Annotated in this window: 29 protein-coding genes; 27 read left to right on the top strand and 2 right to left on the bottom strand. The window is 64.1% G+C overall.

Translation table 11 applies throughout. From position 1 onward, the window contains the following. Window positions 1–259 precede the first annotated feature (259 nt). The 13 genes from PYV55_RS07095 to PYV55_RS07035 all read left to right on the top strand — a co-directional run bounded on the left by PYV55_RS07095 (window position 260) and on the right by PYV55_RS07035 (window position 10,337). A complete protein-coding gene (locus tag PYV55_RS07095) occupies window positions 260–1,084 on the top strand; it encodes an ABC transporter ATP-binding protein (RefSeq protein ID WP_275849989.1) in 825 nt (274 codons plus the stop codon). Beyond that, window positions 1,081–1,863 carry a lipid asymmetry maintenance ABC transporter permease subunit MlaE gene (mlaE, locus tag PYV55_RS07090; RefSeq protein ID WP_275849988.1) on the top strand — a complete coding sequence of 261 codons (783 nt, stop codon included), beginning with the start codon at window positions 1,081–1,083 and terminating at the stop codon, window positions 1,861–1,863. Before PYV55_RS07095 ends, mlaE begins: the two co-directional genes overlap by 4 nt. 28 nt (window positions 1,864–1,891) lie before the next feature. Continuing rightward, on the top strand, window positions 1,892–2,380 hold the full coding sequence (gene mlaD / locus PYV55_RS07085) for an outer membrane lipid asymmetry maintenance protein MlaD (protein WP_275849987.1): 489 nt from the start codon (window positions 1,892–1,894) through the stop codon (window positions 2,378–2,380). Beyond that, on the top strand, window positions 2,377–3,120 hold the full coding sequence (locus PYV55_RS07080; protein WP_275849986.1) for an MlaA family lipoprotein: 744 nt from the start codon (window positions 2,377–2,379) through the stop codon (window positions 3,118–3,120). Before mlaD ends, PYV55_RS07080 begins: the two co-directional genes overlap by 4 nt. Before the next feature lie 68 nt (window positions 3,121–3,188). After that, on the top strand, window positions 3,189–3,827 hold the full coding sequence (locus PYV55_RS07075; protein WP_407066780.1) for an MlaC/ttg2D family ABC transporter substrate-binding protein: 639 nt from the start codon (window positions 3,189–3,191) through the stop codon (window positions 3,825–3,827). Between the two features lie 52 nt (window positions 3,828–3,879). Next, window positions 3,880–4,152: an STAS domain-containing protein gene (locus PYV55_RS07070; RefSeq protein ID WP_275849992.1), complete on the top strand. Its 273-nt coding sequence runs from the start codon at window positions 3,880–3,882 to the stop codon at window positions 4,150–4,152. Window positions 4,153–4,301: 149 nt separating this feature from the next. Continuing rightward, a complete protein-coding gene (locus PYV55_RS07065) occupies window positions 4,302–5,252 on the top strand; it encodes an ABC transporter ATP-binding protein (protein ID WP_275849985.1) in 951 nt (316 codons plus the stop codon). Continuing rightward, entirely contained in the window at window positions 5,249–6,004 is a 756-nt protein-coding gene (locus tag PYV55_RS07060) for an ABC transporter permease (protein WP_275849984.1), read from the top strand. The genes PYV55_RS07065 and PYV55_RS07060 overlap by 4 nt, the downstream gene beginning before the upstream one ends. Before the next feature lie 19 nt (window positions 6,005–6,023). Then, window positions 6,024–6,269, top strand: a complete 246-nt coding sequence (locus PYV55_RS07055; protein ID WP_275849983.1) for a BolA family protein — start codon at window positions 6,024–6,026, stop codon at window positions 6,267–6,269. A gap of 85 nt (window positions 6,270–6,354) precedes the next feature. Then, window positions 6,355–7,629, top strand: coding sequence for a UDP-N-acetylglucosamine 1-carboxyvinyltransferase (gene murA, locus PYV55_RS07050; RefSeq protein ID WP_275849982.1), 1,275 nt, complete (start codon window positions 6,355–6,357; stop codon window positions 7,627–7,629). Continuing rightward, the gene (gene hisG / locus PYV55_RS07045) at window positions 7,626–8,288 is read left to right on the top strand and encodes an ATP phosphoribosyltransferase (protein WP_275849981.1); all 663 of its coding nucleotides are present in this window, start codon (window positions 7,626–7,628) and stop codon (window positions 8,286–8,288) included. Before murA ends, hisG begins: the two co-directional genes overlap by 4 nt. Before the next feature lie 5 nt (window positions 8,289–8,293). Then, window positions 8,294–9,610 carry a histidinol dehydrogenase gene (gene hisD / locus PYV55_RS07040; RefSeq protein WP_275849991.1) on the top strand — a complete coding sequence of 439 codons (1,317 nt, stop codon included), beginning with the start codon at window positions 8,294–8,296 and terminating at the stop codon, window positions 9,608–9,610. A gap of 154 nt (window positions 9,611–9,764) precedes the next feature. After that, on the top strand, window positions 9,765–10,337 hold the full coding sequence (locus PYV55_RS07035) for a hypothetical protein (protein WP_275849980.1): 573 nt from the start codon (window positions 9,765–9,767) through the stop codon (window positions 10,335–10,337). A 101-nt stretch (window positions 10,338–10,438) separates the two neighbouring features. On the opposite strand, the gene hisC is transcribed toward PYV55_RS07035, so the two are convergent. Further along, entirely contained in the window at window positions 10,439–11,515 is a 1,077-nt protein-coding gene (gene hisC / locus PYV55_RS07030) for a histidinol-phosphate transaminase (RefSeq protein ID WP_275849979.1), read from the bottom strand. A gap of 180 nt (window positions 11,516–11,695) precedes the next feature. Between hisC and hisB the strand changes: the two genes are divergently transcribed. The 14 genes from hisB (at window position 11,696) to htpG (ending at window position 22,726) form a co-directional block, all read left to right on the top strand. Beyond that, window positions 11,696–12,298, top strand: coding sequence for an imidazoleglycerol-phosphate dehydratase HisB (gene hisB / locus PYV55_RS07025; protein ID WP_275849978.1), 603 nt, complete (start codon window positions 11,696–11,698; stop codon window positions 12,296–12,298). 52 nt (window positions 12,299–12,350) lie between these two features. After that, the gene (gene hisH, locus PYV55_RS07020) at window positions 12,351–13,019 is read left to right on the top strand and encodes an imidazole glycerol phosphate synthase subunit HisH (RefSeq protein WP_275849977.1); all 669 of its coding nucleotides are present in this window, start codon (window positions 12,351–12,353) and stop codon (window positions 13,017–13,019) included. A 62-nt stretch (window positions 13,020–13,081) separates the two neighbouring features. Next, window positions 13,082–13,822, top strand: coding sequence for a 1-(5-phosphoribosyl)-5-[(5-phosphoribosylamino)methylideneamino]imidazole-4-carboxamide isomerase (gene hisA / locus PYV55_RS07015; protein ID WP_275849976.1), 741 nt, complete (start codon window positions 13,082–13,084; stop codon window positions 13,820–13,822). A gap of 39 nt (window positions 13,823–13,861) precedes the next feature. Then, on the top strand, window positions 13,862–14,869 hold the full coding sequence (gene galE / locus PYV55_RS07010) for a UDP-glucose 4-epimerase GalE (protein WP_275849975.1): 1,008 nt from the start codon (window positions 13,862–13,864) through the stop codon (window positions 14,867–14,869). 125 nt (window positions 14,870–14,994) lie between these two features. Then, window positions 14,995–15,774 carry an imidazole glycerol phosphate synthase subunit HisF gene (gene hisF / locus PYV55_RS07005; protein WP_275849974.1) on the top strand — a complete coding sequence of 260 codons (780 nt, stop codon included), beginning with the start codon at window positions 14,995–14,997 and terminating at the stop codon, window positions 15,772–15,774. Between the two features lie 73 nt (window positions 15,775–15,847). Next, window positions 15,848–16,270: a phosphoribosyl-AMP cyclohydrolase gene (hisI, locus tag PYV55_RS07000; RefSeq protein WP_275849990.1), complete on the top strand. Its 423-nt coding sequence runs from the start codon at window positions 15,848–15,850 to the stop codon at window positions 16,268–16,270. Then, complete coding sequence (locus tag PYV55_RS06995) at window positions 16,267–16,641, top strand: phosphoribosyl-ATP diphosphatase (protein WP_144735546.1); 375 nt, start codon at window positions 16,267–16,269, stop codon at window positions 16,639–16,641. The genes hisI and PYV55_RS06995 overlap by 4 nt, the downstream gene beginning before the upstream one ends. A 46-nt stretch (window positions 16,642–16,687) precedes the next feature. After that, entirely contained in the window at window positions 16,688–17,074 is a 387-nt protein-coding gene (locus PYV55_RS06990; protein ID WP_144735549.1) for a DUF4870 family protein, read from the top strand. A 35-nt stretch (window positions 17,075–17,109) separates the two neighbouring features. Next, a complete protein-coding gene (locus PYV55_RS06985) occupies window positions 17,110–18,183 on the top strand; it encodes a patatin-like phospholipase family protein (RefSeq protein ID WP_275849973.1) in 1,074 nt (357 codons plus the stop codon). Between the two features lie 63 nt (window positions 18,184–18,246). Further along, entirely contained in the window at window positions 18,247–18,615 is a 369-nt protein-coding gene (locus PYV55_RS06980; RefSeq protein WP_275849972.1) for a histidine triad nucleotide-binding protein, read from the top strand. A gap of 178 nt (window positions 18,616–18,793) precedes the next feature. Beyond that, on the top strand, window positions 18,794–19,033 hold the full coding sequence (gene tatA / locus PYV55_RS06975; RefSeq protein WP_144735553.1) for a Sec-independent protein translocase subunit TatA: 240 nt from the start codon (window positions 18,794–18,796) through the stop codon (window positions 19,031–19,033). A 183-nt stretch (window positions 19,034–19,216) separates the two neighbouring features. Beyond that, entirely contained in the window at window positions 19,217–19,672 is a 456-nt protein-coding gene (gene tatB / locus PYV55_RS06970) for a Sec-independent protein translocase protein TatB (protein ID WP_144735555.1), read from the top strand. Window positions 19,673–19,765: 93 nt separating this feature from the next. Then, window positions 19,766–20,581, top strand: coding sequence for a twin-arginine translocase subunit TatC (gene tatC / locus PYV55_RS06965; RefSeq protein ID WP_144735556.1), 816 nt, complete (start codon window positions 19,766–19,768; stop codon window positions 20,579–20,581). A gap of 192 nt (window positions 20,582–20,773) precedes the next feature. Next, entirely contained in the window at window positions 20,774–22,726 is a 1,953-nt protein-coding gene (gene htpG, locus PYV55_RS06960) for a molecular chaperone HtpG (RefSeq protein WP_275849971.1), read from the top strand. A gap of 318 nt (window positions 22,727–23,044) precedes the next feature. Here htpG and PYV55_RS06955 read toward each other — a convergent pair. Further along, window positions 23,045–23,378, bottom strand: a 334-nt coding sequence (locus PYV55_RS06955) for a transposase (protein ID WP_275849970.1), incomplete at its 5' end; no start/stop codon positions are given.

The raw sequence follows: 23,378 nt of genomic DNA, 5'->3' as shown, positions 1-23,378 counted from the left end.
GCGCAACACCAAACAGACCCTCGCCACCCTCCCAGCTTCGCCGGATCAGCCTGCCTATCCCTTCACCCCTTAAGACTCTGGCGTTCAGCAGCTGAGCCCGCTATTGTATGACGGAAATCTTGATGTTTCGGAGTTGTGAGGAATTTTTTTGCCGCGACTAGCAAGACGCACTGACGCCGAAGGCCGTCACCCTGCTGGCCACAGCACATTCCTTTATCATCGCCCAAGCCGGGTTCGCTCCGGCTTTGTCATTTTTACCATGGACGCATCCCATTCCCCTTCCCTTGCCGAACTCCGTCATGTCAGCTTCGGCTATGGCGATCGATTGATCCTGCGCGACCTGTCCTTGCGGGTGCCGCGGGGCAAAGTGACCGCCTTGATGGGGGCGTCGGGTGGCGGCAAGACCACCGTGCTGCGTCTGATTGGCGGACAAGAGCGGGCACAGAAGGGCGAAGTGCTTTTCGACGGTAGCGACGTGGGACGCATGGACCGCAGCGCCTTGTACCAGGCGCGCAGACGCATGGGCATGCTGTTTCAGTTCGGCGCCTTGTTCACGGATCAAAGTGTGTTCGAGAACGTGGCCTTCCCGTTGCGCGAGCATACCGATCTGCCCGATGAGTTGATCAGGGACATCGTGCTCATGAAATTGCATGCGGTGGGCCTACGCGGGGCGCGTGACCTCATGCCCAGCCAGATTTCCGGCGGGATGGCACGTCGCGTGGCACTGGCGCGGGCCGTGGTGCTGGACCCCGAACTGGTCATGTACGACGAGCCCTTTTCCGGGCTGGACCCGATTTCCCTGGGCACCTCGGCGCAATTGATTCGCCAGCTCAACGATGCCATGGGTCTTACCACGGTGCTGGTCTCACATGACCTCGAAGCGACGTTTGCCCTGGCCGATCACGTGATCATCTTGGGCCCTGGTACGGTGGCTGCCGAGGGAACCCCGGAGGAGGTGCGCCGCAGCACGGACCCCTTGGTACATCAGTTCGTCAATGCCTTGCCCTCCGGGCCCGTACCATTTCACTATCCGGCGCCCAAGCTCGAAGAAGACTTTGGCCCCGCCGAGGGGAGAGTCGGATGAGTTGGTGGAACCCTGCCGACGTGGGCTTTGCCACACGCCGCAAGCTGGCTGACATAGGGGTGAGCGCGCGCCTTTTTGCGCGGCTGATCACCCTTTTCCCTGCAGTTTTGCAGCGCCCTGGACTGGTGCGCGACCAGGTGCATTTTTTGGGCAACTATTCTTTGTCCATCATCGCGGTGTCTGGCCTGTTCGTGGGCTTCGTGATGGCCTTGCAAGGGTATTACACGCTGGAGGACTTCGGCTCCACGGCTGCGCTGGGGCAGTTGGTTGCCTTGAGCCTGCTGCGCGAGCTGGGCCCGGTGATTACGGCCTTGCTGTTTGCGGGACGGGCGGGAACATCTCTCACGGCCGAAATCGGCCTGATGCGCGCGGGCGAGCAACTCAGCGCGATGGAGATGATGGCGGTGGACCCCGTGCGCTACATCCTGGTGCCGCGCTTTTGGGCCGGCGTGTTCACGATGCCCGTGCTGAGTCTGGTATTCAATGCCGTGGGCGTGATCGGCGGATGGCTGGTGGCAGTGGTCATGATTGGGCTTGACGAAGGCTCATTCTGGAGCCAGATGCAAAGCGGCGTCGATGTATTCAGTGACATAGGCAACAGCATCATCAAAAGCGTGGTATTCGGTTTCACCGTAACCTTTGTGGCTTTGTTGCAAGGCTACGCCGCCAAGCCCACGCCCGAAGGGGTTTCACGCGCCACCACACGTACCGTGGTCATGGCTTCGCTGGCCGTACTGGGCCTGGACTTCCTGCTCACCGCCGTGATGTTCAGCATCTGAATCTGCTCCAAAAAGAAAGACGAAAGGTATGCAACACTCGAAAAACGATATGTGGGTCGGTTTTTTCGTCATGCTTGGTGCGGCGGCACTGGTGTTTCTGGCCCTGCAGGCGGGAAATTTGCTGAGCCTGAACTTCCAGACCGGCTACCAGATCACCGCCAAGTTCGACAACATCGGCACGCTTAAACCCAAGGCCGCCGTCAAGAGTGCCGGGGTGACGGTGGGCAAGGTGGTGGCGATCGCCTTCGACGACAAAACCTACCAGGCGAAAGTGACCATGGAGCTCGAAAAACGTTACGCCTTTCCCAAGGACAGTTCCCTGAAAATTCTCACAAGCGGTTTGCTCGGCGAGCAATATGTGGGCATAGAGCCGGGCGCCGACGAGCAAAATTTGGCGGCTGGAGACGCCATCAGCGCCACCCAGTCAGCGGTGGTGCTCGAAAACCTGATCGGCCAGTTTCTCTACAGCAAGGCCGCTGATACTGGCTCGTCATCGAACGCCGGAGGTAAAAAATGAAGACCCAGCTGCGTTTCTGTGCTTTGGCTGCTCTGGCATTGGGTGCGGGCACCCTCGCGGGCTGCGCCACCGGCCCCACAGCCGACCCGCGTGATCCGCTCGAGCCGTTCAACCGTAGCATGACCTCGTTCAATGAAACCGTGGACAAGGCCGTGCTCAAACCCGTGGCCACGGCGTACACCGAGGTGCTGCCCTCACCTGTGCGCACTGGCGTCAACAACTTTTTCGCCAACCTCGGCGACGCCTGGTCGTTCGTGAACAACGTCCTGCAGCTGCGCGCCGAACCGGCGCTCAACAGCCTGGTGCGCTTCAACGTGAACACCTTTTTCGGCCTGGGTGGCGTGCTGGACATCGCCACCGATATGCGCATAGAACGCAACAAACAGGACTTCGGCCTGACGCTGGCGCGCTGGGGCATGCCTTCGGGGCCGTACCTGGTGCTCCCCCTCCTCGGCCCTTCGACAGTGCGCGACACGGCGGCGTTGCCCGCCGACTGGTACGGCGACCTTGCACGACAGGTCGACCCTGTGTCCGACCGGAACATGCTGTACGCGCTGCGCATCGTGGATACGCGCGCGAGCCTGCTCAACGCCGGCGACGTGCTCGAAGGTGCTGCGCTCGACAAATACAGCTTCACGCGCGACGCCTATCTGCAGATGCGCGCCCGGCGCGCGCAGAAACCGGGGGCGGATGCGGGCAATGCCGATCAAGGGCGCTTGCCGCCCGAACCCGAAGAATAAGGGATAGGGGCGCGCCACCGTTGCAAACGACCCAAGAACAAAATCGTGTAGATGAAAGGAAGCCCATAATGAACCGACGCCATTTCAGCCGCATGGCCTTGCTGCTTTGCACCAGTTCCATGGCCTGGGCGGGCGTGGGCATGGCTGCGTCCGCCGACGAAGCCCCCGATGCGATGGTGCAGCGCCTCTCCAACGAAGTGCTCGAAACCCTGCGCAGCGACAAGGCCATTCGCGCCGGAAACATCGACCGCATCATCGCCCTGGTGGACAAGGTGATCATGCCGCACGTGAATTTCCGCCGCATGATGGCTGCCGCCGTGGGTCCTGCCTGGCGCAAGGCAACGCCCGAGCAGCAGCAGCGCCTGCAGGATGAATTCAAAATCCTGCTGGTGCGCACCTACGCCGGGGCACTCACGCAGGTGACCGACCAGACCGTACGCGTGAAACCCTTGCGTGCCGCGCCCGAAGACAAGGACGTGCTGGTGCGCACCGAGATCATCGGGCATGCCGACCCCATCCAGCTCGACTACCGCCTCGAGAAAACTCCCACGGGCTGGCGCATCTACAACCTCAACGTGCTGGGCGTGTGGATGGTGGAAACCTACCGCACCCAGTTTGCCCAGGAAATCAACGCCCGCGGCATCGATGGCTTGATCGAGGCGCTGGCCGCACGCAACAAAAGCAATGAAGCCGCCGCCAAGAGCTGAGGCTGCGTTGCAAGCCACTGACGCCCATGGCGCGGCACCGGGTGCTGCGCCGGTGCTGGTGTTGCCCGCCACGCTCACGCACCGCGAAGCCAGCGCCTGCCTGCGCATGCTCGAGCAAAGCCTGAAAAAAGTCACCACGCCGCAGGTGGTGGTGGACGCGAGTGCGCTCACGGCCTTCGACACCTCGGCGCTGGCCGTGCTGCTCGAATGCCGGCGTGAGGCGCTGTGCGAAAACAAGAGCTTTGCGGTCAAAGACCTGCCGCAGGCACTCGTGGGCATGTCCAAGCTCTACGGTGTGGATGGTTTGTTGCCCGCCGCTGCCTGAGAAGGCGTGAACGAACCCGACAGCCCGCTCACACCTTCTGAGCACGTGGCCTGCCATCCCGCCCCGGCACATCTTGCTGCTGGCGCGCCAGCTGCCAATTTCTTTTCGCCTGCGGCAGCGCTGCTGCGGTCGTAAAATCCTCCGCCCTTATGCCTGCCGTCTCTTTCCAAGCCGTCTCCAAAACCTTTGCCACGGCCAAAGGCCCCTTTCAAGCCCTTGATAAAGTCAGCTTCGACATCGAAGAAGGCGAATTCTTCGGCCTGCTCGGCCCCAATGGGGCGGGCAAGACCACGCTCATCAGCATCCTCGCGGGGCTCGCGCGCGCCAGCAGCGGGCGCGTGCTCGTACAGGGCAGCGACACGCAAAGTGATTTCGCCACGGCCCGGCGCAAACTTGGCGTGGTGCCGCAGGAGCTCGTGTTCGACCCGTTTTTCAGCGTGCGTGAAGCCCTGCGCTTTCAGTCCGGGTACTTCGGCATTCGCCACAACGACACCTGGATCGACGAGCTGCTGTACCACCTGGGCCTCGAAGACAAGGCGCAGGCCAACATGCGCCAGCTCTCGGGGGGCATGAAGCGCCGCGTGCTGGTGGCGCTCGCGCTGGTGCACCGCCCGCCCATCATCGTGCTCGACGAGCCGACCGCGGGTGTCGATGTGGAGTTGCGCCAGACGCTGTGGCAGTTCATCGCGCGCCTGAACCAGGAAGGCCACACGGTGCTGCTGACCACGCACTACCTCGAAGAAGCCGAAGCCCTGTGCGGACGCATCGCCATGCTCAAGAATGGGCAGGTGGTGGCGCTCGACCGCACGAGCGCGCTGCTCAAGACGGCCTCGGGGAACGTGCTGCAGTTCAAGACCGGCTCGCCCCTGCCTGCCGAGCTCGCCGCGCTCGCGCGCGTCACGGGCCGCATCGTGCAGTTGCCCGCGCACGATGCACTCGAGATCGAACGCCACCTCGCCACCCTGCGCGCGGCGCACGTCGATGTGCAAGACCTCGAAATCCGCCGCCCTGACCTCGAAGACGTCTTTTTGCAAGTGATGGCCACGGCATCGCCCCTTCCGCAACCAGAACGCATCGAGCGCATCGAGGTGGCAGCATGACCGGCTGGCAAACCCTGTTTTACAAAGAAGTGCTGCGTTTTTGGAAGGTGGGCTTCCAGACCGTGGCGGCGCCGGTGCTCACGGCCGTGCTGTACCTGCTGATTTTCAGCCACGTGCTCGAAAACCACGTGCGCGTCTATGACCGGCTGAGTTACACCGCTTTTTTGATACCCGGCCTCGTGATGATGAGCCTGCTGCAAAACGCCTTTGCGAACAGCTCGTCGAGCCTGGTGCAAAGCAAGATCATGGGCAACCTGGTGTTCCTCCTGCTCACGCCGCTGTCGCACTGGGCCTGGTTCGTGGCCTACGTGGGCTCGTCGGTGGTGCGCGGGCTGGTGGTGGGGTTGGGCGTGTTCGTCTGCACGCTGGTGTTTGCGCGGCCCGAGTTTTCCGCCCCCGTGTGGATAGGCGTGTTCGCGCTGCTCGGGGCGGCGCTGCTGGGCACGCTGGGCCTGATCGCGGGGCTGTGGGCCGACAAGTTCGACCAGATGGCGGTGTTCCAGAACTTCATCGTCATGCCCATGACTTTTCTCTCGGGCGTGTTTTATTCGATCCATTCGCTGCCGCCGTTCTGGCAACAGGTGAGTCACCTGAACCCGTTTTTCTACATGATCGACGGCTTCCGCTATGGCTTTTTCGGGCAGAGCGACGTCTCGCCCTGGCTGAGCCTGGGCATCGTGGGCGCGGCCTGGCTGCTCGTGAGCGCGCTGGCCATCCACCTGCTGCGCACGGGCTACAAAATCCGCTACTGACTTTTTTGCTGAACGCACCATGACCGCCGACGAACTCAAAGCCCTGATCGCCGCCCAGCTGCCGTGCGAACACATCGCCCTTGAAGGCGATGGCCGCCACTGGTTTGCCACCATCGTCTCGCCCGCCTTCGAGGGCCTGCGCCCCATCCAGCGCCACCAGCGCGTCTATGCCACGCTGGGCAGCAAAATCCACACCGATGAGGTGCACGCGCTATCGATGAAGACCTACACGCCCTCCGAATGGGCACAGCAGGCCGGCGGCTGAATCTCCAATACTCCATTATTCATAGCTGCTTGCGCTTGATACATCTGCGCCAGAGGCCGATTTCACCTCTATTTTTGCAATTCGCATGGACAAACTCCTGATCCGCGGCGGGCAGCGTCTGCAGGGCGAAGTGCCCATCTCGGGCGCGAAGAACGCCGCACTGCCCGAGATGTGCGCGGCGCTGCTCACGGCCGAGCCCGTGCACTTGGTCAACGTGCCGCGCCTGCAGGACGTAGCCACCATGCGCCGGCTGCTCGACAACATGGGCGTGCGCACCGAAACGCACGGCGCGCGTGGCGGCATGGGCTTTCATGCTGCCGGGCCCATCACTCCCGAGGCGCCTTACGAGCTGGTCAAGACCATGCGCGCCTCGGTGCTTGCGCTGGGCCCGCTGCTCGCGCGCTTTGGCGAAGCCACGGTGTCGCTGCCGGGCGGCTGCGCCATAGGCTCGCGCCCCGTCGATCAGCACATCAAGGGCCTGCAGGCCATGGGCGCGCACATCGTGGTCGAGCACGGCTACATCCTCGCCAAGCTGCAATCCGGCCGCAGGCGGCTGCACGGCGCGCGCATCACCACCGACATGGTCACGGTGACCGGCACCGAAAACCTGCTCATGGCCGCGACCCTGGCCGAGGGCGAGACGGTGCTCGAAAACGCCGCGCAGGAGCCCGAGGTCTCCGACCTGGCCGAGATGCTGATCGCCATGGGCGCGCAGATCGACGGCCACGGCACGAGCCGCATCCGCATCCGCGGCGTCGAGGCGCTGCACGGCTGCACGCACCACGTGGTGCCCGACCGCATCGAAGCCGGCACCTTTTTGTGCGCCGTGGCCGCAACGGGCGGCGAGGCGCTGCTGCGCCACGGGCGCGCCGACCACCTGGACGCCCTGATCGACAAGCTGCGCGACGCCGGCGCCTTGGTCGAGCCCGCTGCCGACGGCATCCGCATCCAGAGCGCGGGCGGCGCGCAGCTCAAGGCGCAGAGCTTTCGCACCACCGAATACCCGGGCTTTCCGACCGACATGCAGGCGCAGTTCATGGCGCTCAATTGCATTGCGCAAGGCACGGCGACGGTGGCGGAAACCATTTTCGAAAACCGCTTCATGCACGTGAACGAGCTGCAACGCCTGGGCGCACGCATCCAGACCGACGGCAAAGTGGCCGTGGTCGAGGGCGCGCAGCGCCTCTCGGGCGCCACCGTGATGGCCACCGACCTGCGCGCCTCGGCCAGCCTGGTGATCGCGGGCCTCGTGGCCGAAGGCGAGACGCTGGTCGATCGCATCTACCACCTGGACCGCGGCTACGACAGCATGGAAACCAAACTGCGCGGCCTGGGCGCCGACATCGAGAGGCTCAAGTGATCACACTGGCATTGTCCAAAGGACGCATCTTCGAAGAAACCCTGCCGCTGCTCGCCGCGGCGGGCATCACGGTGCTCGAAGACCCGGAAAAGTCGCGCAAGCTCATCCTGCCTACGAACCAGCCCGACGTGCGCGTGGTGCTGGTGCGCGCGACCGACGTGCCCACCTACGTCGAATACGGTGGCGCCGACCTCGGCGTGACGGGCAAGGACACGCTGATCGAACACGGCGGCACGGGCATCTACCAGCCCCTCGACCTGCGCATCGCGCGCTGCCGCGTGAGCGTGGCCGTGCGCGCTGATTTCGACTACGCGCAGGCCGTGCGCCAGGGTGCGCGCCTCAAGGTGGCGACCAAATACACCACCATCGCGCGCGAATTCTTCGCCGCCAAGGGCGTGCACGTCGATATGGTCAAGCTCTACGGCAGCATGGAACTCGCGCCGCTGACCGGCCTGGCCGACGCCATCGTCGATCTGGTCAGCACCGGCAACACGCTCAAGGCGAACCAGCTGGTCGAGGTCGAGCGCATCATGGACATCAGCGCGCGCCTCGTGGTCAACCAGGCTGCGCTCAAGCTCAAGCAGGCGCCGCTGCGCCGCATCATCGACGCCTTTGCCAGCGCCGTGAATGCCGCCGAAAAAACGCCGGAGGCTGCATGAGCAGTATCGATTTCAGAGCTGCTCCCGCACGTCTATCAAGCGCTGACGGCCAATTTGACGCCAAACTCGCGGCGCGCCTGCACTGGAGCGCCGAGCAGGATGGCGCGATCGAGCAGCGCGTCCAAGACATCCTCGCCGACGTGCGCGCGCGCGGCGACGCAGCGGTGCTCGACTACACCGCGCGCTTCGACGGCGTGCAGACCGAAAGCCTCACCGCGCTGGAGCTGCAAGCAGGCGAACTTGCGGCTGCCTTCGACGCCCTGCCCGCCGCGCAGCGCGACGCGCTGCAGCAAGCCGCCGCGCGCATCCGCCGCTACCACGCCTGGCAAAAGCAGCAAGGCGGCGAAACCGCCACCTACGTGGACGAAGACGGCACCCTGCTGGGCCAGAAAGTCACGCCGCTCGACCGCGTGGGCATCTACGTGCCTGGCGGCAAGGCAGCCTACCCGAGCAGCGTGCTGATGAACGCCATCCCCGCGCATGTGGCCGGCGTGGGCGAGATCATCATGGTCGTGCCCACACCGCGCGGCGCCAAAAACCCGCTGGTGCTGGCCGCCGCGCACGTGGCCGGCGTGACGCGCGCCTTCACCATCGGCGGCGCGCAGGCCGTGGCCGCGCTCGCCTACGGCACCGCCACCGTCCCCAAGGTGGACAAGATCACCGGCCCCGGCAACGCCTACGTCGCGAGCGCGAAAAAGCACGTGTTCGGCCAGGTCGGCATCGACATGATCGCCGGCCCGTCGGAAATTCTGGTGCTCGCCGACGGCAGCACGCCGCCCGACTGGGTGGCGATGGACTTGTTCAGCCAGGCCGAGCACGACGAGCTCGCGCAATCCATTTTGCTGAGCCCCGACGCCGCCTACCTCGACGCCGTGCAGGCCGCCATCGACCGGCTGCTGCCCAGCATGCCGCGCGCCGAAATCATCGCCAAAAGCCTCACGAACCGCGGCGCGCTGATCCACACGCGCAGCATGCAAGAGGCCTGCGAGATCGCCAACCGCATCGCGCCCGAGCACCTCGAAGTCAGCAGCCGCGAGCCGCAGCGCTGGGAACCGCTGCTCAAGCACGCCGGCGCCATCTTTTTGGGCGCCTACACCAGCGAATCGCTGGGCGACTACTGCGCCGGCCCCAACCACGTCCTGCCCACGAGCGGCACGGCGCGCTTTTCCGGCCCCTTGAGCGTGTACGACTTCCAAAAACGCAGCAGCCTGATCGCCGTCAGCCAGGCCGGCGCGCAAAAACTCGGCCACATCGCGCACGTGCTGGCCGAGGGCGAGGGCCTGCACGCGCATGCCGAGGCGGCGCGGCTGCGGGTGGGGTGATTTTGGGAGTGGGACTCAGAGGCTGAGAGTTTTTCGGCCGCGGCCGAAAGGCGCATCAAAACGCCGCCGCTCGAGGCGCAAAGCGCAGCCATAGCTCAGGCTATGGCGAGCATTTGCAACGACAAGCGGGGGTGTTTTGGTGTGCAAGGCGGCCATGGACGAAAAATTCTCCGCCTCTCAGCCGTGGGCAACAGCGTATTCGCGCGCCGTGGGCAATGTGCGGGAAAGGGATTTGGACTGCGGCCGCGTGGCTTCCCACCCCAGGCAAGCCAGCCAGATGGCACGCGGGATGGCTTTGTGCCTTTTTATACCATCACTGATGCAAGCCTTGGTCGCTGATCCATCGCATAAGTCGTGGAGTTGCATCGGCGTCCGCAATTTGGGCATCGCTTGCTCGCGAGCCAAATGTCCTTTGGAAGCGAACCGAAGCGATTTTCATAGAGTGAACAAGAATCTGCCCAAGCCTTTTTTAAGTTATTTTCGTCTTCTCTCCCACGCATCCCAAAGTATGGGAAATGATGAAGAAAATAACCAAAATACATTTGACAATCTTCTTGATATTTTTGTGTATCAAGAATATGAAAATGCCAAAAATCATCGACCGCGGCGGATGGGACAACTGCCGCGTCGGGGTTTTCCTTGCAAAGGATCAAGTATTTTTCGTACTCAATCGCCACTCGCTTTGTATAGTCAAGAGACCATCCAAAGCCTTCCTCGTCATCCATGACCTTGACCATGATGGGCTCAAAATCTAAGCAGGTTAGAAATTTCTCGTTCATCGCTTTTCCTCATGGTAATTTGCAAAAAGCATTGCGCTCGGTACAGTGCCTATTCCCCCACCAAAATCTCCCGCAACGCTTCCACGAATATACCGCACTGCGCATCCGTCCCCATCGTGATGCGCAGGAACTGCGCGATGCGTGGCTGCTTGAAGTGGCGCACGATGATGGCGCGCGCGCGCAGTGCGGCGGCGAGTTGTGCGGCATCGTGCCGGGGGTGGCGCGCAAAGATGAAGTTGGCGGCCGAGGGCAGCACCTCGAAGCCCAGCGCGCCCAGGCGCTCGACCAGCGCCGTGCGTGTGGCGATGACCTTGCGACAGCTTTCCTGAAAATGCGCCTCGTCCTGCACCGAGGCCAGCGCGCCGGCCAGCGCCAGGCGGTCGAGCGGGTAGGAGTTGAAGCTGTTTTTCACGCGTTCCAGCCCCTCGATCAGCGGCGCCTGCCCGATGGCGTAGCCCACGCGCAGGCCGGCGAGCGCGCGGCTTTTCGAAAAAGTGTGCACCACGAGCAGGTTCGGGTAGCGGTGCACGAGGGGCACGGCGCTTTGCCCGCCAAAGTCGATGTAGGCCTCATCGACGAGCACCACGGCGTCGGGGTTCGCGGCGACGATGCGCTCCACGTCGGCCAGCGCGAGCAGGCGGCCCGTGGGCGCGTTGGGGTTGGCAAAAACGATGGCGCCAGCGCGCTCTGCGCCGCGCGGCAGGTAATCTTCGACGCGCAGCGCAAAGTCGTCGGCCAGCGGCACCGCCCGGTGCTCGATGCCGTAGAGCTGGCAATACACGGGGTAGAACGAATACGTGATGTCGGGGAACCACAGCGGCCGCTCGTGGTGCAGCAGTGCCATGAAGGCGTGCGCGAGCACTTCGTCCGAGCCGTTGCCGACGAAGACCTGATTCGCCTGCACGCCGTAGCGCTGCGCGAGCGCGGCCTTGAGCGCGTCGGCATTCGGGTCGGGGTACAGGCGCAGGCTGTCGTCGGTGGCCGCGCGTATGGCCTCAAGCGCGCGCGGCGAGGGGCCGTAGGGGTGCTCATTGGTGTTGAGCTTGACGAGGTCGGCCAGCTTGGGCTGTTCGCCCGGAACGTAAGGGGTCAGGCCGTGGACGACGGCGCTCCAGAATCGGCTCATGGGAAAAACAGGCAGGAAGTGAATGACGGCGGCCAGGCTGCAGCTCGTAACGCCCGCTGCTGCCCTGCCGCAGCGGGCGCGGCCTGCGCGCAACGGATGGGCCAGCGCCCGCGCCAGGAAAGGCCACATTTTGTGGGGCTCGAATGCTATCATGGCCCGGTTTTTTCTTGAACTTTTCGCATGACCAGCCCCGAACCGCGGCAAGCCGAAATCACCCGCCGCACCCTGGAGACCCAAATCACCGTCCGCGTGAACCTCGACGGCAGCGGCCAGTCGAGCCTGCACAGCGGCATCGGCTTTCTGGACCACATGCTCGAGCAGATCGCGCGCCATGGCCTCATCGACCTGGACGTCGCCTGCCAGGGTGACTTGCACATCGACGGCCACCACACGGTCGAGGACATTGGCATTACGCTGGGCCAGGCCATGGCACGCGCCGTGGGCGACAAGAAGGGCATACGCCGCTACGGCCATGCCTACGTGCCGCTCGACGAGGCGCTGAGCCGCGTGGTGGTCGATTTTTCGGGCCGCCCCGGGCTGCACATGGACGTGCAGTTCACGCGCGCCACGCTGGGCCAGCTCGACACGCAGCTGGTGTTCGAATTTTTCCAGGGCTTCGTGAACCACGCGGGCGTGACGCTGCACATCGACAACCTCAAGGGCGTGAACGCGCACCACCAGTGCGAGACGATTTTCAAGGCCTTTGCGCGCGCGCTGCGCGCCGCGCTAGAGCACGATGCGCGCGCCGCGGACAGCATTCCCTCGACCAAGGGCGCGCTCTGAAATGTTCAAGCAAAATCGCCCTTTAGCGCTTGATAAATCAGCGTAAGCAGCTATGAATACGAAAGCAAACACCGTCGCAGTGGTGGACTACGGCATGGGCAACCTGCGTTCGGTTTCGCAGGCCGTGCAGGCGGCGGCGCAAGGCAGCGGCTGGACGGTGCGCGTCACCGCTCGGCCTGAGGAAGTGCGCGCGGCGCAGCGCGTGGTGCTGCCGGGCCAGGGCGCGATGCCCGACTGCATGCGCGAGCTGCAGGACTCGGGCCTGCGTGCCTCGGTGCTCGAAGCCGCGGCCAGCAAGCCGCTGTTCGGCGTGTGCGTGGGCATGCAGATGCTGCTCGAGCACAGCGCCGAGGGCGACACGCCGGGCCTCGGCCTGATTCCGGGCGTGGTGCGCAAGTTCGCGCTCGCGGGCCGGCGCCAGCCCGACGGCAGCCGCTACAAAGTGCCGCAAATGGGCTGGAACCAGGTGCGCCAGACCGCGCCAGGCGGCCGCGTGCACCCGCTGTGGGCGGGCATCCCCGATGAAAGTTATTTTTACTTCGTGCACAGCTTTTACGCGCTACCGCAGGACGCACGCCACTGCGCGGGCGAAACCGATTACGGCGGCTTCTTTGCCTCGGCCATCGCACGCGACAACATTTTTGCCACGCAATTCCACCCAGAAAAAAGCGCCCAGCACGGCCTGGCGCTGTACCGCAATTTCCTGCACTGGAATCCCTGAGCTTTTCCTCGTTTCTTTTTCCCTACTCTGCCCTACCTGCGGCCCTAGCCCTTCTGCCCACCATGCTGCTCATCCCCGCCATTGACCTCAAAGACGGCCACTGCGTGCGCCTCGTACAAGGCGACATGGACCAATCCACCACCTTCGGCGAAGACCCTGCCGCGATGGCGCGCAAGTGGGTCGATCTGGGCGCGCGGCGCCTGCACCTGGTGGACTTGAACGGCGCCTTTGCCGGTGCGCCCAAAAACTACGCCGCGATCAAAGCCATCCTCAAGGAAGTGGGCGACGAGGTGCCCGTGCAACTAGGCGGCGGCATCCGCGACCTCGACACCATCGAAAAATACATAGACGGCGGCCTGCGCTACGTCATCATCGGCACCGCGGCGGTGAAAAACCCCGGCTTTCTGCGCGACGCCTGCAGCGCCTTCGGCGGCCACATCATCGTCGGACTCGACGCCAAGGACGGCAAGGTCGCCACCGACGGCTGGAGCAAGCTCACGGGCCATGAAGTCGTCGATCTGGCGAAAAAGTTCGAGGACTGGGGCGTCGAATCCATCATCTACACCGACATCGGCCGCGACGGCATGCTCACGGGCATCAACATCGAAGCCACCGTGAAGCTCGCGCAGGCGCTCACCATCCCCGTGATCGCCTCGGGCGGCCTGAGCGGCATGAACGACATCGAAAAGCTCTGCGCCGTGCAGGACGAAGGCATCGAAGGCGTGATCTGCGGCCGCGCGATCTACACCGGCGCGCTCGACTTCGCCGCAGCGCAGGCGCGCGCGGATGCGCTGCGCGGATGACCGCACCACGTTCACGGCAAGGCAAGGCAAGGCAACCCCATGATCCTCGTCACCGGCGGCGCCGGCTTCATCGGCTCGCACACCTGCGCGGCGCTGGCCGAAGCCGGCATGCCGTTCCTCATCCTCGACAATTTTTGCAATAGCCGCCGCTCGGTGCTCGAGCGCCTGGCGCGCATCACGGGCGCGGCGCCGGCATTCATCGAGGGCGACGTGCGCGATGCCGCGCTGCTGCAGCGCCTCTTTGCCGAGCACCCGATCAGCGCAGTGATCCACTTCGCCGGCCTCAAGGCCGTGGGCGAGTCGGTGCGCGCGCCGCTGCGCTATTACGACAACAACGTCGCCGGCAGCCTGACCCTGCTGCAGGCGATGCAGGCGGCCGAAGTGCGCACGCTGGTGTTTTCGTCTTCGGCCACGGTGTACGCCGAATCGGCCGTGCAGCCGCTGCGCGAAGACTTCCCCCTTTCGGCGACCAACCCTTACGGCTGGAGCAAGTTCATGGTCGAGCGCATGCTCGCAGACCTCGACCAGGCCGAGCCGGGCCAATGGCGCATTGCGCGGCTGCGCTATTTCAACCCCGTGGGCGCGCACGAAAGCGGTCTGATCGGCGAAGACCCGCAAGACGTGCCCAACAACCTGTCGCCCTACATCGCGCAGGTGGCCACCGGCCAGCGGGAAGCCTTGAGCGTCTATGGCAACGACTACCCCACGCCCGACGGCACCGGCGTGCGCGACTACATCCACGTGATGGACCTGGCCGAGGGCCACGTAGCGGCGCTGCGCTACCTGCAGACGCACCCGGGGCTGCTCACGGTAAACCTGGGCACGGGGCGGCCTGTGTCGGTGCTCGACATGGTGCGCAGCTTCGAGCGCGCGAGCGATCGCCCCATTCCTTACCGCATCGTGGCGCGCCGCCCCGGCGATCTCGCGCAATACTGGGCCGATGCTTCGCTGGCCGAGCAACTGCTGGGCTGGCGCGCGCAGCGCGACCTCGACCGCATGTGCGCCGACATGTGGCGCTGGCAAAGCGGCGCGGCGCAAAGTGCCTGAGGGCACATCACGTCGATTGTCGACAGACCGCTGATTGCCCGATCGCCTGCGTGCCCGCGCCCAGTGCAGGCACGCGGCGTGGTATCTTGCGCGGCTTCTGATTTACTTTTGCCTGTTGCTTTCTCATGCTCGCCAAACGCATCATTCCCTGCCTGGACGTGACCGGTGGCCGCGTGGTCAAGGGCGTCAACTTCGTCGAATTGCGCGACGCAGGCGACCCGGTGGAGATTGCCGCGCGCTACAACGACCAGGGCGCCGATGAGCTCACGTTTCTCGACATCACGGCCACGAGCGACGGGCGCGACCTGATCCTGCACATCATCGAGGCCGTGGCCAGCCAGGTCTTCATCCCGCTCACGGTGGGCGGCGGCGTGCGCAGCGTGGAGGACGTGCGCCGCCTGCTCAACGCCGGCGCCGACAAGGTCAGCTTCAACTCCGCCGCGATCGCGAACCCGCAGGTGATCGCCGACGCATCGCACAAATACGGCGCACAGTGCATCGTCGTGGCCATAGACGCCAAGCGCCGCTTCGGCGACGACCTGCTCGACCGGGGCGAGGGCTGGGATGTGTATAGCCACGGCGGGCGCAAGAACACTGGGCTCGACGCCGTCGCATGGGCGCGCCGCATGGCCGAAGCGGGCGCGGGCGAGATTCTGCTCACCAGCATGGACCGCGACGGCACCAAGGCCGGGTTCGACCTGGAGCTCACGCGCGCCGTGAGCGATGCCGTGGACGTGCCCGTGATCGCCTCGGGCGGCGTGGGCCAGCTCGAACACCTGGCCGACGGCATACAGATCGGCGGCGCCGACGCGGTGCTCGCGGCGAGCATCTTCCACTACGGCGAATTCACCATCGCGCAGGCCAAGGCCTGCATGGCCGCGCGCGGCATTCCCGTGCGAATTTGAAGCCTTTTTGGCCTCTAGCGCCCGTCCATCAAGCGCTAGCAGCTATTTTTTCAGAAGCAACCGAACTGCCATGATGACCGCCCCCGACGCCTCCCTGAACTGGCTCGACGCTGTGCGCTGGGACGCGCAGGGCCTGGTGCCCGTGATCGCGCAGGAGCGCAGCACGGGTGACGTGCTGATGTTCGCCTGGATGAACCGCGAGGCGCTGCAAAAGACGGCGGAACTGGGCCGCGCCGTGTATTTCAGCCGCTCGCGCGGCAAGCTGTGGTTCAAGGGCGAAGAGTCGGGCCATGTGCAGACCGTGCACGAGATCCGCCTCGACTGCGACAACGACGTGATCCTGCTGCAGGTCACGCAGCAAGGCCACGAGCCCGGCATCGCCTGCCACACGGGCCGCCACAGCTGCTTCTTCCGGCAATTGCAAAATGGCCAGTGGCGCGCCGTGGAGCCCGTGCTCAAAGACCCGGCCTCGATTTACCACGACCCCAAAGCATGAACCATCCCAACGCCCTGCCCGATTCGCAAACTGCCGCGGACATCCTCGCGCGCCTTGCTGCCGTCATCGAAAGCCGCAAACCCGCGCGCGGCGGCGACCCGGACAAAAGCTACGTCGCGCGCCTGCTGCACAAAGGGCCCGATGCTTTTTTGAAAAAAATCGGCGAGGAAGCCACCGAAGTGGTCATGGCCGCGAAAGACGTGCAGCACGGCGCCGAGCCGGCCAAAATCGTCTATGAGGTGGCCGACCTGTGGTTCCACTGCCTGATCGCGCTCGCGCATTTCGGGCTCACGCCAGACGCAGTGCTCGCCGAGCTCGCGCGCCGCGAAGGGCTGAGCGGCATCGCAGAAAAAGCCGCGCGCCCTGCTTGACGGCCCCGGCGCTTGCGGCTGCAAGCGCGCCAAACTGGAGAACAGCATGAACGACATCATCGACATACAAAGCGACGAAGAACGCGCCGAGGGCCTCAAGGCCTGGGGCTGGGTCAGCTACATGCTGCACCTGATCGTCGCGCTCGGCGCGGTGATTCCGGGCGCGCAGCCGGGCGCGGCGCTGCTCATCATCGCGCTCGTCATCGACCTCGTGAAGCAAAGCGACGCCGCGGGCACCTGGCAGGCCAGCCACTACCTCTGGCGCATACGCACCGTGCTCTGGGCAGGCGTGCTGTACGTGCTCACGGCGCCGCTGTGGCTCTTTTTCCTGATCCCCGGCATGGTGGCCTGGGCCCTGATCTCGATCTGGTTCCTCTACCGCATCGTGCGCGGCATGGTCGCGATGAACCAAAACCGCGCGATCGAGGTCTGAACGGCCAGGACGGAAGCCCTTGCACCGCCAATGCCATGCCTGAACACGAAGACCCCGCCGCAAGCACACCACCCCGCAGCGCGTCGCGCCTGCCGCTGAACCTCGCGCTGCAAGGCGGCGGCTCGCACGGCGCCTTCACCTGGGGCGTGCTCGACACCTTGCTCGAAGACGGGCAGTGGGACTTCGACGGCATCAGCGGCACCAGCGCCGGCGCGATGAACGCCGTGGCCGTCGCGCACGGCTTTGCCCAGGCCGCGCGCGAGCACCGCAACACGCAGGACGCGCACGCCGCCGGCTGCGCGCTGGCGCGCGCAACGCTGAGCCGCTTCTGGGAAGGCGTAGGCGCCGTGGGTACGCTGTTCACGGCGCCGCTGCTCAGCTCCAAACCGCTGCTCGGCATGATGAGCCAGTGGCTCTCGCCCTACCAGACCAACCCGCTCGACTTCAACCCGCTGCGCCGCCTGCTCGAGCGCGAGGTCGATTTCGAGCTGCTGCGCGCCACGCGCGCGGCGCATGTACCCAGAGTGTTCGTGTGCGCCACCAATGTGCGCACCGGGCGCGGCGAGATTTTTCACGGCAAGCGCCTGAGCGCCGACGCCGTGATGGCATCGGCCTGCCTGCCGCTGCTGTTCAAGGCGGTGCAGATCGAAGGCGAGCATTACTGGGACGGCGGCTTTTCGGGCAATCCTGCGCTGCACCCACTGGTCTATCAGACCGAGTGCTGCGATACGCTGCTCGTGCAGATCAACCCCATGGAGCGCCCCGGGCTGATCGATACCGTGCCCGACACCGTACCCGAAATCGTCGAGCGCATGAACGACATCACCTTCAACGCGAGCCTGCTGGCCGAGCTGCGCAGCATCGAATTCGTGCGCCGGCTGCTTGCCGAAGGGCGGCTCGACGCGCGCCGCTACAAAGACATGCGCATGCACCATGTCGATGGCGGCGCGCTGTTGCACGCCTTCGGCACTGCAAGCAAGTCACGTGCTGACTTAGGGCTGGTGCGCAAGCTGTTCGCGCTCGGGCGCGAAGCCGGGCAAAACTGGCTCGCGGCACACCGCGCGGACGTGGGCCAGCGCGCGAGCATGCAGATCGCCGAAAATATCTGACCCTCGAAACCGGAGCCGACCTGCGCCACGCGCCGCCGCCACCCTGCACGGAGACCCCACACCATGGACGCCACTTTGCACGACCCCAACTGCATCTTCTGCAAGATCATCGCCGGCCAGATTCCGTCGAAAAAAGTCTATGAAGACGAGGACATCTACGCCTTTCACGACATCCACCCCTGGGCCCCCGTACATTTTTTGATGGTGCCCAAGCAGCATATTTCCTCGATGGCGCAGCTCACGCCCGAGCACTCTGGGCTGCTCGGGCGCATGATGACGCTCGCGCCGCGCCTGGCGCTGGAGCAAGGCTGCAGACCCTACCCCGAAGGCGGCTTTCGCACCATCATCAACACAGGGCTTGACGGCGGGCAGGAAGTGCACCATCTACACATGCATGTGATCGGCGGGCCGCGCCCCTGGCGCAAGGGTTGAACTCTGGCAAACGCACGCCCTGCCCTTTTTCCTACCCTTGCCCCTGCCGTGTTCATAGGTGCTCTGCAAGGCGCTGTCATGCCCGCTGTCTAAAATGGCCGTTACCGTGCAGCCCCCTGCACAGAACGCAGGCACGCTGTGCGCCCGTCCCGCAAGGGCTTTACTGAGGAGTTGATTCATGGGTTCTTTTTCCATCTGGCACTGGCTGATCGTGCTGCTGATCGTGGTCATGGTGTTCGGCACCAAGAAGCTCAAAAACCTGGGCAGCGACCTGGGCGGAGCGGTCAAGGGCTTCAAGGACGGCATGAAAGACGGCGCTGCGCCCGAGCAGCCCGCCACATCCACCGCCGGGCAGGTGACGCAGCAGGTCACGTCCGAGCAAACGACCATCGATGTGCAAGCCAAGCAAAAGGGCTGAGAGGCTGAGAGTTATTCGTCCATGGCCGCCTTGCACACCAAAACACCCCCGCTTGTCGTTGCAAATGCTCGCCATAGCCCGAGCTATGGCTGCGCTTTGCGCCTCGATCGGTGGCGTTTTGATGCACCTTTCGGCCGCGGCCGAAAAACTCTCAGCCTCTGAGCCCGCCGCTTTGCAACTGCAATGATCGACATTGGCCTCTCCAAGATGGCACTGATCGGTGCGGTCGCGCTGATCGTCATCGGCCCGGAAAAGCTCCCGCGCGTGGCCCGCACCGTGGGCACGCTGCTGGGCAAGGCGCAGCGCTACGTCGCCGAGGTCAAGGCCGAAGTCAACCGCTCCATGGAGCTCGAAGAGCTCATGAAGATGAAAACCCAGGTCGAGACGGCGGCGCAGTCGGTCGAGCAATCCATTCACGGCACGGTGCGCTCACTCGAACAGGACTTGGCTGCCGCGCAGAGCGATGGCGGCTTGGCCGCTGCCGACACCATCCCGCCCAGCTACCAGCCACCGCGCAAGAACTGGCGCCTCAAACGCGGCGCCGTGCCACAGTGGTACAAAGCACGCAACGGCGTGCGCACCAAGGCGCTCTCGGGCGCGGCGCGCGTGGCGCGCTACCGGCCCAAGAAGTTTCATTGACGCGGCGAGCGGATCGCCTGAAACGCAGGGGTGCCGTAGCTGCGCCATGCACCCCACGATCCGGGCGCATCGAACCACCCACCCCATCCAACCATGTCCGCAACCCCACCCCCGCAAGACGAACTGGCCGGCACCGAGCAGCCCTTCGTCGAGCACCTCATGGAGCTGCGCGACCGGCTCATCAAGGCCATGCTTGCCGTGCTGATCGCGGCAGCCGTGCTGTTTTTCTACCCCGGCCCCGGCACGCTCTATGACCTGCTCGCGGCGCCGCTGGTCGCGCACCTGCCGCATGGCGCCACGCTGATCGCGACCTCGGTGATCTCGCCCTTCATGGTGCCGCTCAAGATCATGCTCATGGCGGCGTTTTTGCTTGCGTTGCCCGTGGTGCTGTGGCAGCTCTGGGCCTTCGTCGCACCGGGCCTTTATGCGCACGAAAAGCGCCTGGTGCTGCCACTCGTCGTCTCGAGCACCGTGCTGTTTCTCGTGGGCGTGGCGTTCTGCTACTTTTTTGTTTTCGGCAAGGTGTTCAGCTTCATCCAAAGCTTTGCGCCCAAGAGCATCACCGCCGCGCCCGACATTGAGGCCTACCTGAGCTTCGTGCTCAGCATGTTTCTTGCTTTCGGCCTGGCTTTCGAGGTGCCCATCGCCGTGGTCGTGCTCGCGCACCTGGGCGTGGTCGAGGTGGACAAGCTCAAGTCCTTCCGCGGCTATTTCGTCGTGCTGGCCTTTGTCGTCGCGGCCATCGTCACGCCACCCGACGTGGTCTCGCAGCTCGCGCTGGCCATCCCCATGTGCCTACTCTACGAGGTGGGCATCTGGGCTGCGCACTTTTCCGTGCAGCGCCATCGTGCAGCTGTCGATGCGCATGACGCGGACGCCGAAAAAGCGAACGAGGCACCATCGCCCTGAGCTTCGCGGGCGGCGCGCAGTTGGTGCGCACAATCGAGCCAAATCGAGCCTTTGCGCACCTCTATCAAGCGCGAGCAGCTATTATCAGAGTAGCAATTACGCACCTTGGGACAGCTCGGCATTGAAATTCTGGTCGCCGGCCCAAAATGGCTCGCGCGATTCCTGCTACCTTTTTTCGCACCCAAACACACCATGAGCAAACAAACCCTGTCTTTCCAGACCGAAGTGGCGCAGCTGCTGCACCTGGTCACGCACTCGCTGTATTCAAACAAAGAGATTTTTCTGCGCGAGCTGATCTCCAACGCCTCCGACGCCTGTGACAAGCTGCGCTTCGAGGCGCTGAACGACCCTGCTTTGTACGAAGACGCCCCGAACCTCGAAATCCGCGTGTCCTTCGACCCCGAGGCCAAGACGCTCACGATCACCGACAACGGCATCGGCATGAGCGCACAGGAGGCCATAGAACACCTGGGTACGATCGCCAAAAGCGGCACCAAAGAGTTCATGAACCGCCTCTCGGGCGACCAAAAGCAGGATGCGCAGCTCATCGGCCAGTTCGGCGTGGGCTTTTATTCGGGCTTCATCGTGGCCGACCAGATCACCGTGGAATCACGCCGCGCGGGCCTGCCGCCCGAGCAGGGCGTGCGCTGGACGAGCCGCGGCACGGGCGACTTCGAGATCGAGCCCATCATGCGCGCGCAGCGCGGCACCAGCGTGATCCTGCACCTGCGTGACGACGCCCAGGAATACCTCAATGGCTGGAAGCTCAAGTCCATCATCAGCAAATACTCCGACCACATCGCGCTGCCCATCCTGATGGAAAAAGAGGAGTGGCAAGACGGCGCGCCCATCGACCCGAACGACGAAAAAGCCGGCCACCACCCGGGCCGCATGGTCAAGACCGGCGAATGGGAAACCGTGAACCAGGCAAGCGCGCTGTGGACGCGGCCCAAGAAAGACGTCACCGACGAGCAACACCTTGAGTTCTACAAGGCCATCAGCCACGACTTCGACAACCCGCTGGCCTGGACGCACAACCGCGTCGAAGGCAGCACCGAATACATCCAGCTGCTCTACATCCCCGCGAAGGCGCCATTCGACCTGTGGAACCGTGACAAAAAAGGCGGCGTCAAGCTCTACGTGAAGCGCGTCTTCATCATGGACGACGCCGAGGCGCTGCTGCCCAGCTACCTGCGCTTCGTCAAGGGCGTGATCGACTCGGCCGACCTGCCGCTCAACGTGAGCCGCGAGTTGCTGCAGGAAAGCCGCGACGTGCGCGCGATCCGCGAAGGCAACACGCGCCGCATCCTGTCGCTGCTCGAAGACCTGGCCCGGCACGACACGCACGCGCCGGACGCCGAACTCAGCCCCGAAGACAAGGCCAAGGAGGGCAGATACAGCCAGTTCTACGCCGAATTCGGCGCCGTGCTCAAAGAAGGTTTGGGCGAAGACTTTGCCCACCGCGAACGCATCGCCGGCTTGCTGCGCTTTGCGAGCACGCAAAGCGATGCCGTGAGCGTGTCCCTGGCTGACTACAAGGCGCGCATGAAGGAAGGTCAGGAGGCGATCTACTACATCACCGCCGACAGCCTGAGCGCCGCCAAGAACAGCCCACAGCTCGAAATTTTCAAGAAAAAGGGCATCGAAGTGCTCTTGATGACCGACCGCGTGGACGAGTGGGCACTGAGCTACCTGACCGAATTCGACGGAACGCCGCTGCAATCGGTGGCCAAGGGCGCGGCCGACCTCGGCAAGCTGCAGGACGAAGCCGAGAAAAAAGCCGCCGAAGAAACCGCCGAAGCCTTCAAGCCCGTGCTCGCCAAACTCAAAGAGGCGCTCAAAGATGAAGTGGAAGACGTGCGCGTAAGCACGCGTCTCGTCGATTCACCCGCCTGCCTGGTGGTCCAAGAGGGCGGCATGAGCACGCAAATGGCGCGCCTGCTCAAGCAGGCAGGACAGAAGGTGCCCGAGGTCAAACCCGTGCTTGAAGTCAATCCCGAGCACCCGCTTGTCAAAAAACTCGACGGCTCGGTACACTTTCACGACCTCGCGCACATCCTCTTCGACCAGGCCCTGCTCGCCGAGGGCGGCCTGCCCGAAGACCCGGCCGCCTACGTGCGCCGAGTGAATGCGCTGCTAGTGTAGTGTTCGTCGCTCTCTGCGACATCAAACCGCGTCTTTTCGGCCCGGGCCGCGCTGCAAGTCCTCGCGATACCACCCGGTATCGCTGCGGTTTGCGCCTTGCCCAGACCAAAAATCCATCGGTTTTATTTGTCGCATCAAGCATCAAACACTACACTAGGAGGCTGTCGGACTTTGGAATCGTCGGCTGCGAATGGGCCCCTGCGGCCCATTTTTCACCGTCTTCTTGCCCCATAGTCCCGCTATGGGGCGGCGAATCCGGCAAAAACTGGCCTCGCTGGGGCGCATTCTCGCTATCGATGCCTAAAGGCCGACAGCCTCCTAGTGTAGTGTTTCATTCTTTTTAGAACTTAACCGCGAGTTTGCCCGGATGACCTTCTGCAGGACGTCCTTGGCGCTCTTGGTCCAAATGAAAGGCTTGGGGCATTCGTTGTGATGGCACACATAGTCCTCGATAGCCTCTTCGAGCTCGCGCACGCTGGTGAACACGCCGCGGCGCAGCCGCTCGGTCGTGAGGTCGCGAAAGAAACGCTCGACCATGTTCAGCCAGGACGCCGAGGTGGGTGTGAAGTGCATGTGAAACCTCGGATGCTTGTGCAGCCACTCCTGCACCTTGGGGTGCTTATGGGTGGCGTAGTTATCGGCAATCAGGTGC

Source organism: Extensimonas soli, from assembly GCF_029211265.1.
GTDB lineage: Bacteria > Pseudomonadota > Gammaproteobacteria > Burkholderiales > Burkholderiaceae_C > Extensimonas > Extensimonas soli.
This window is presented reverse-complemented; position numbering and strand designations above follow the sequence as displayed.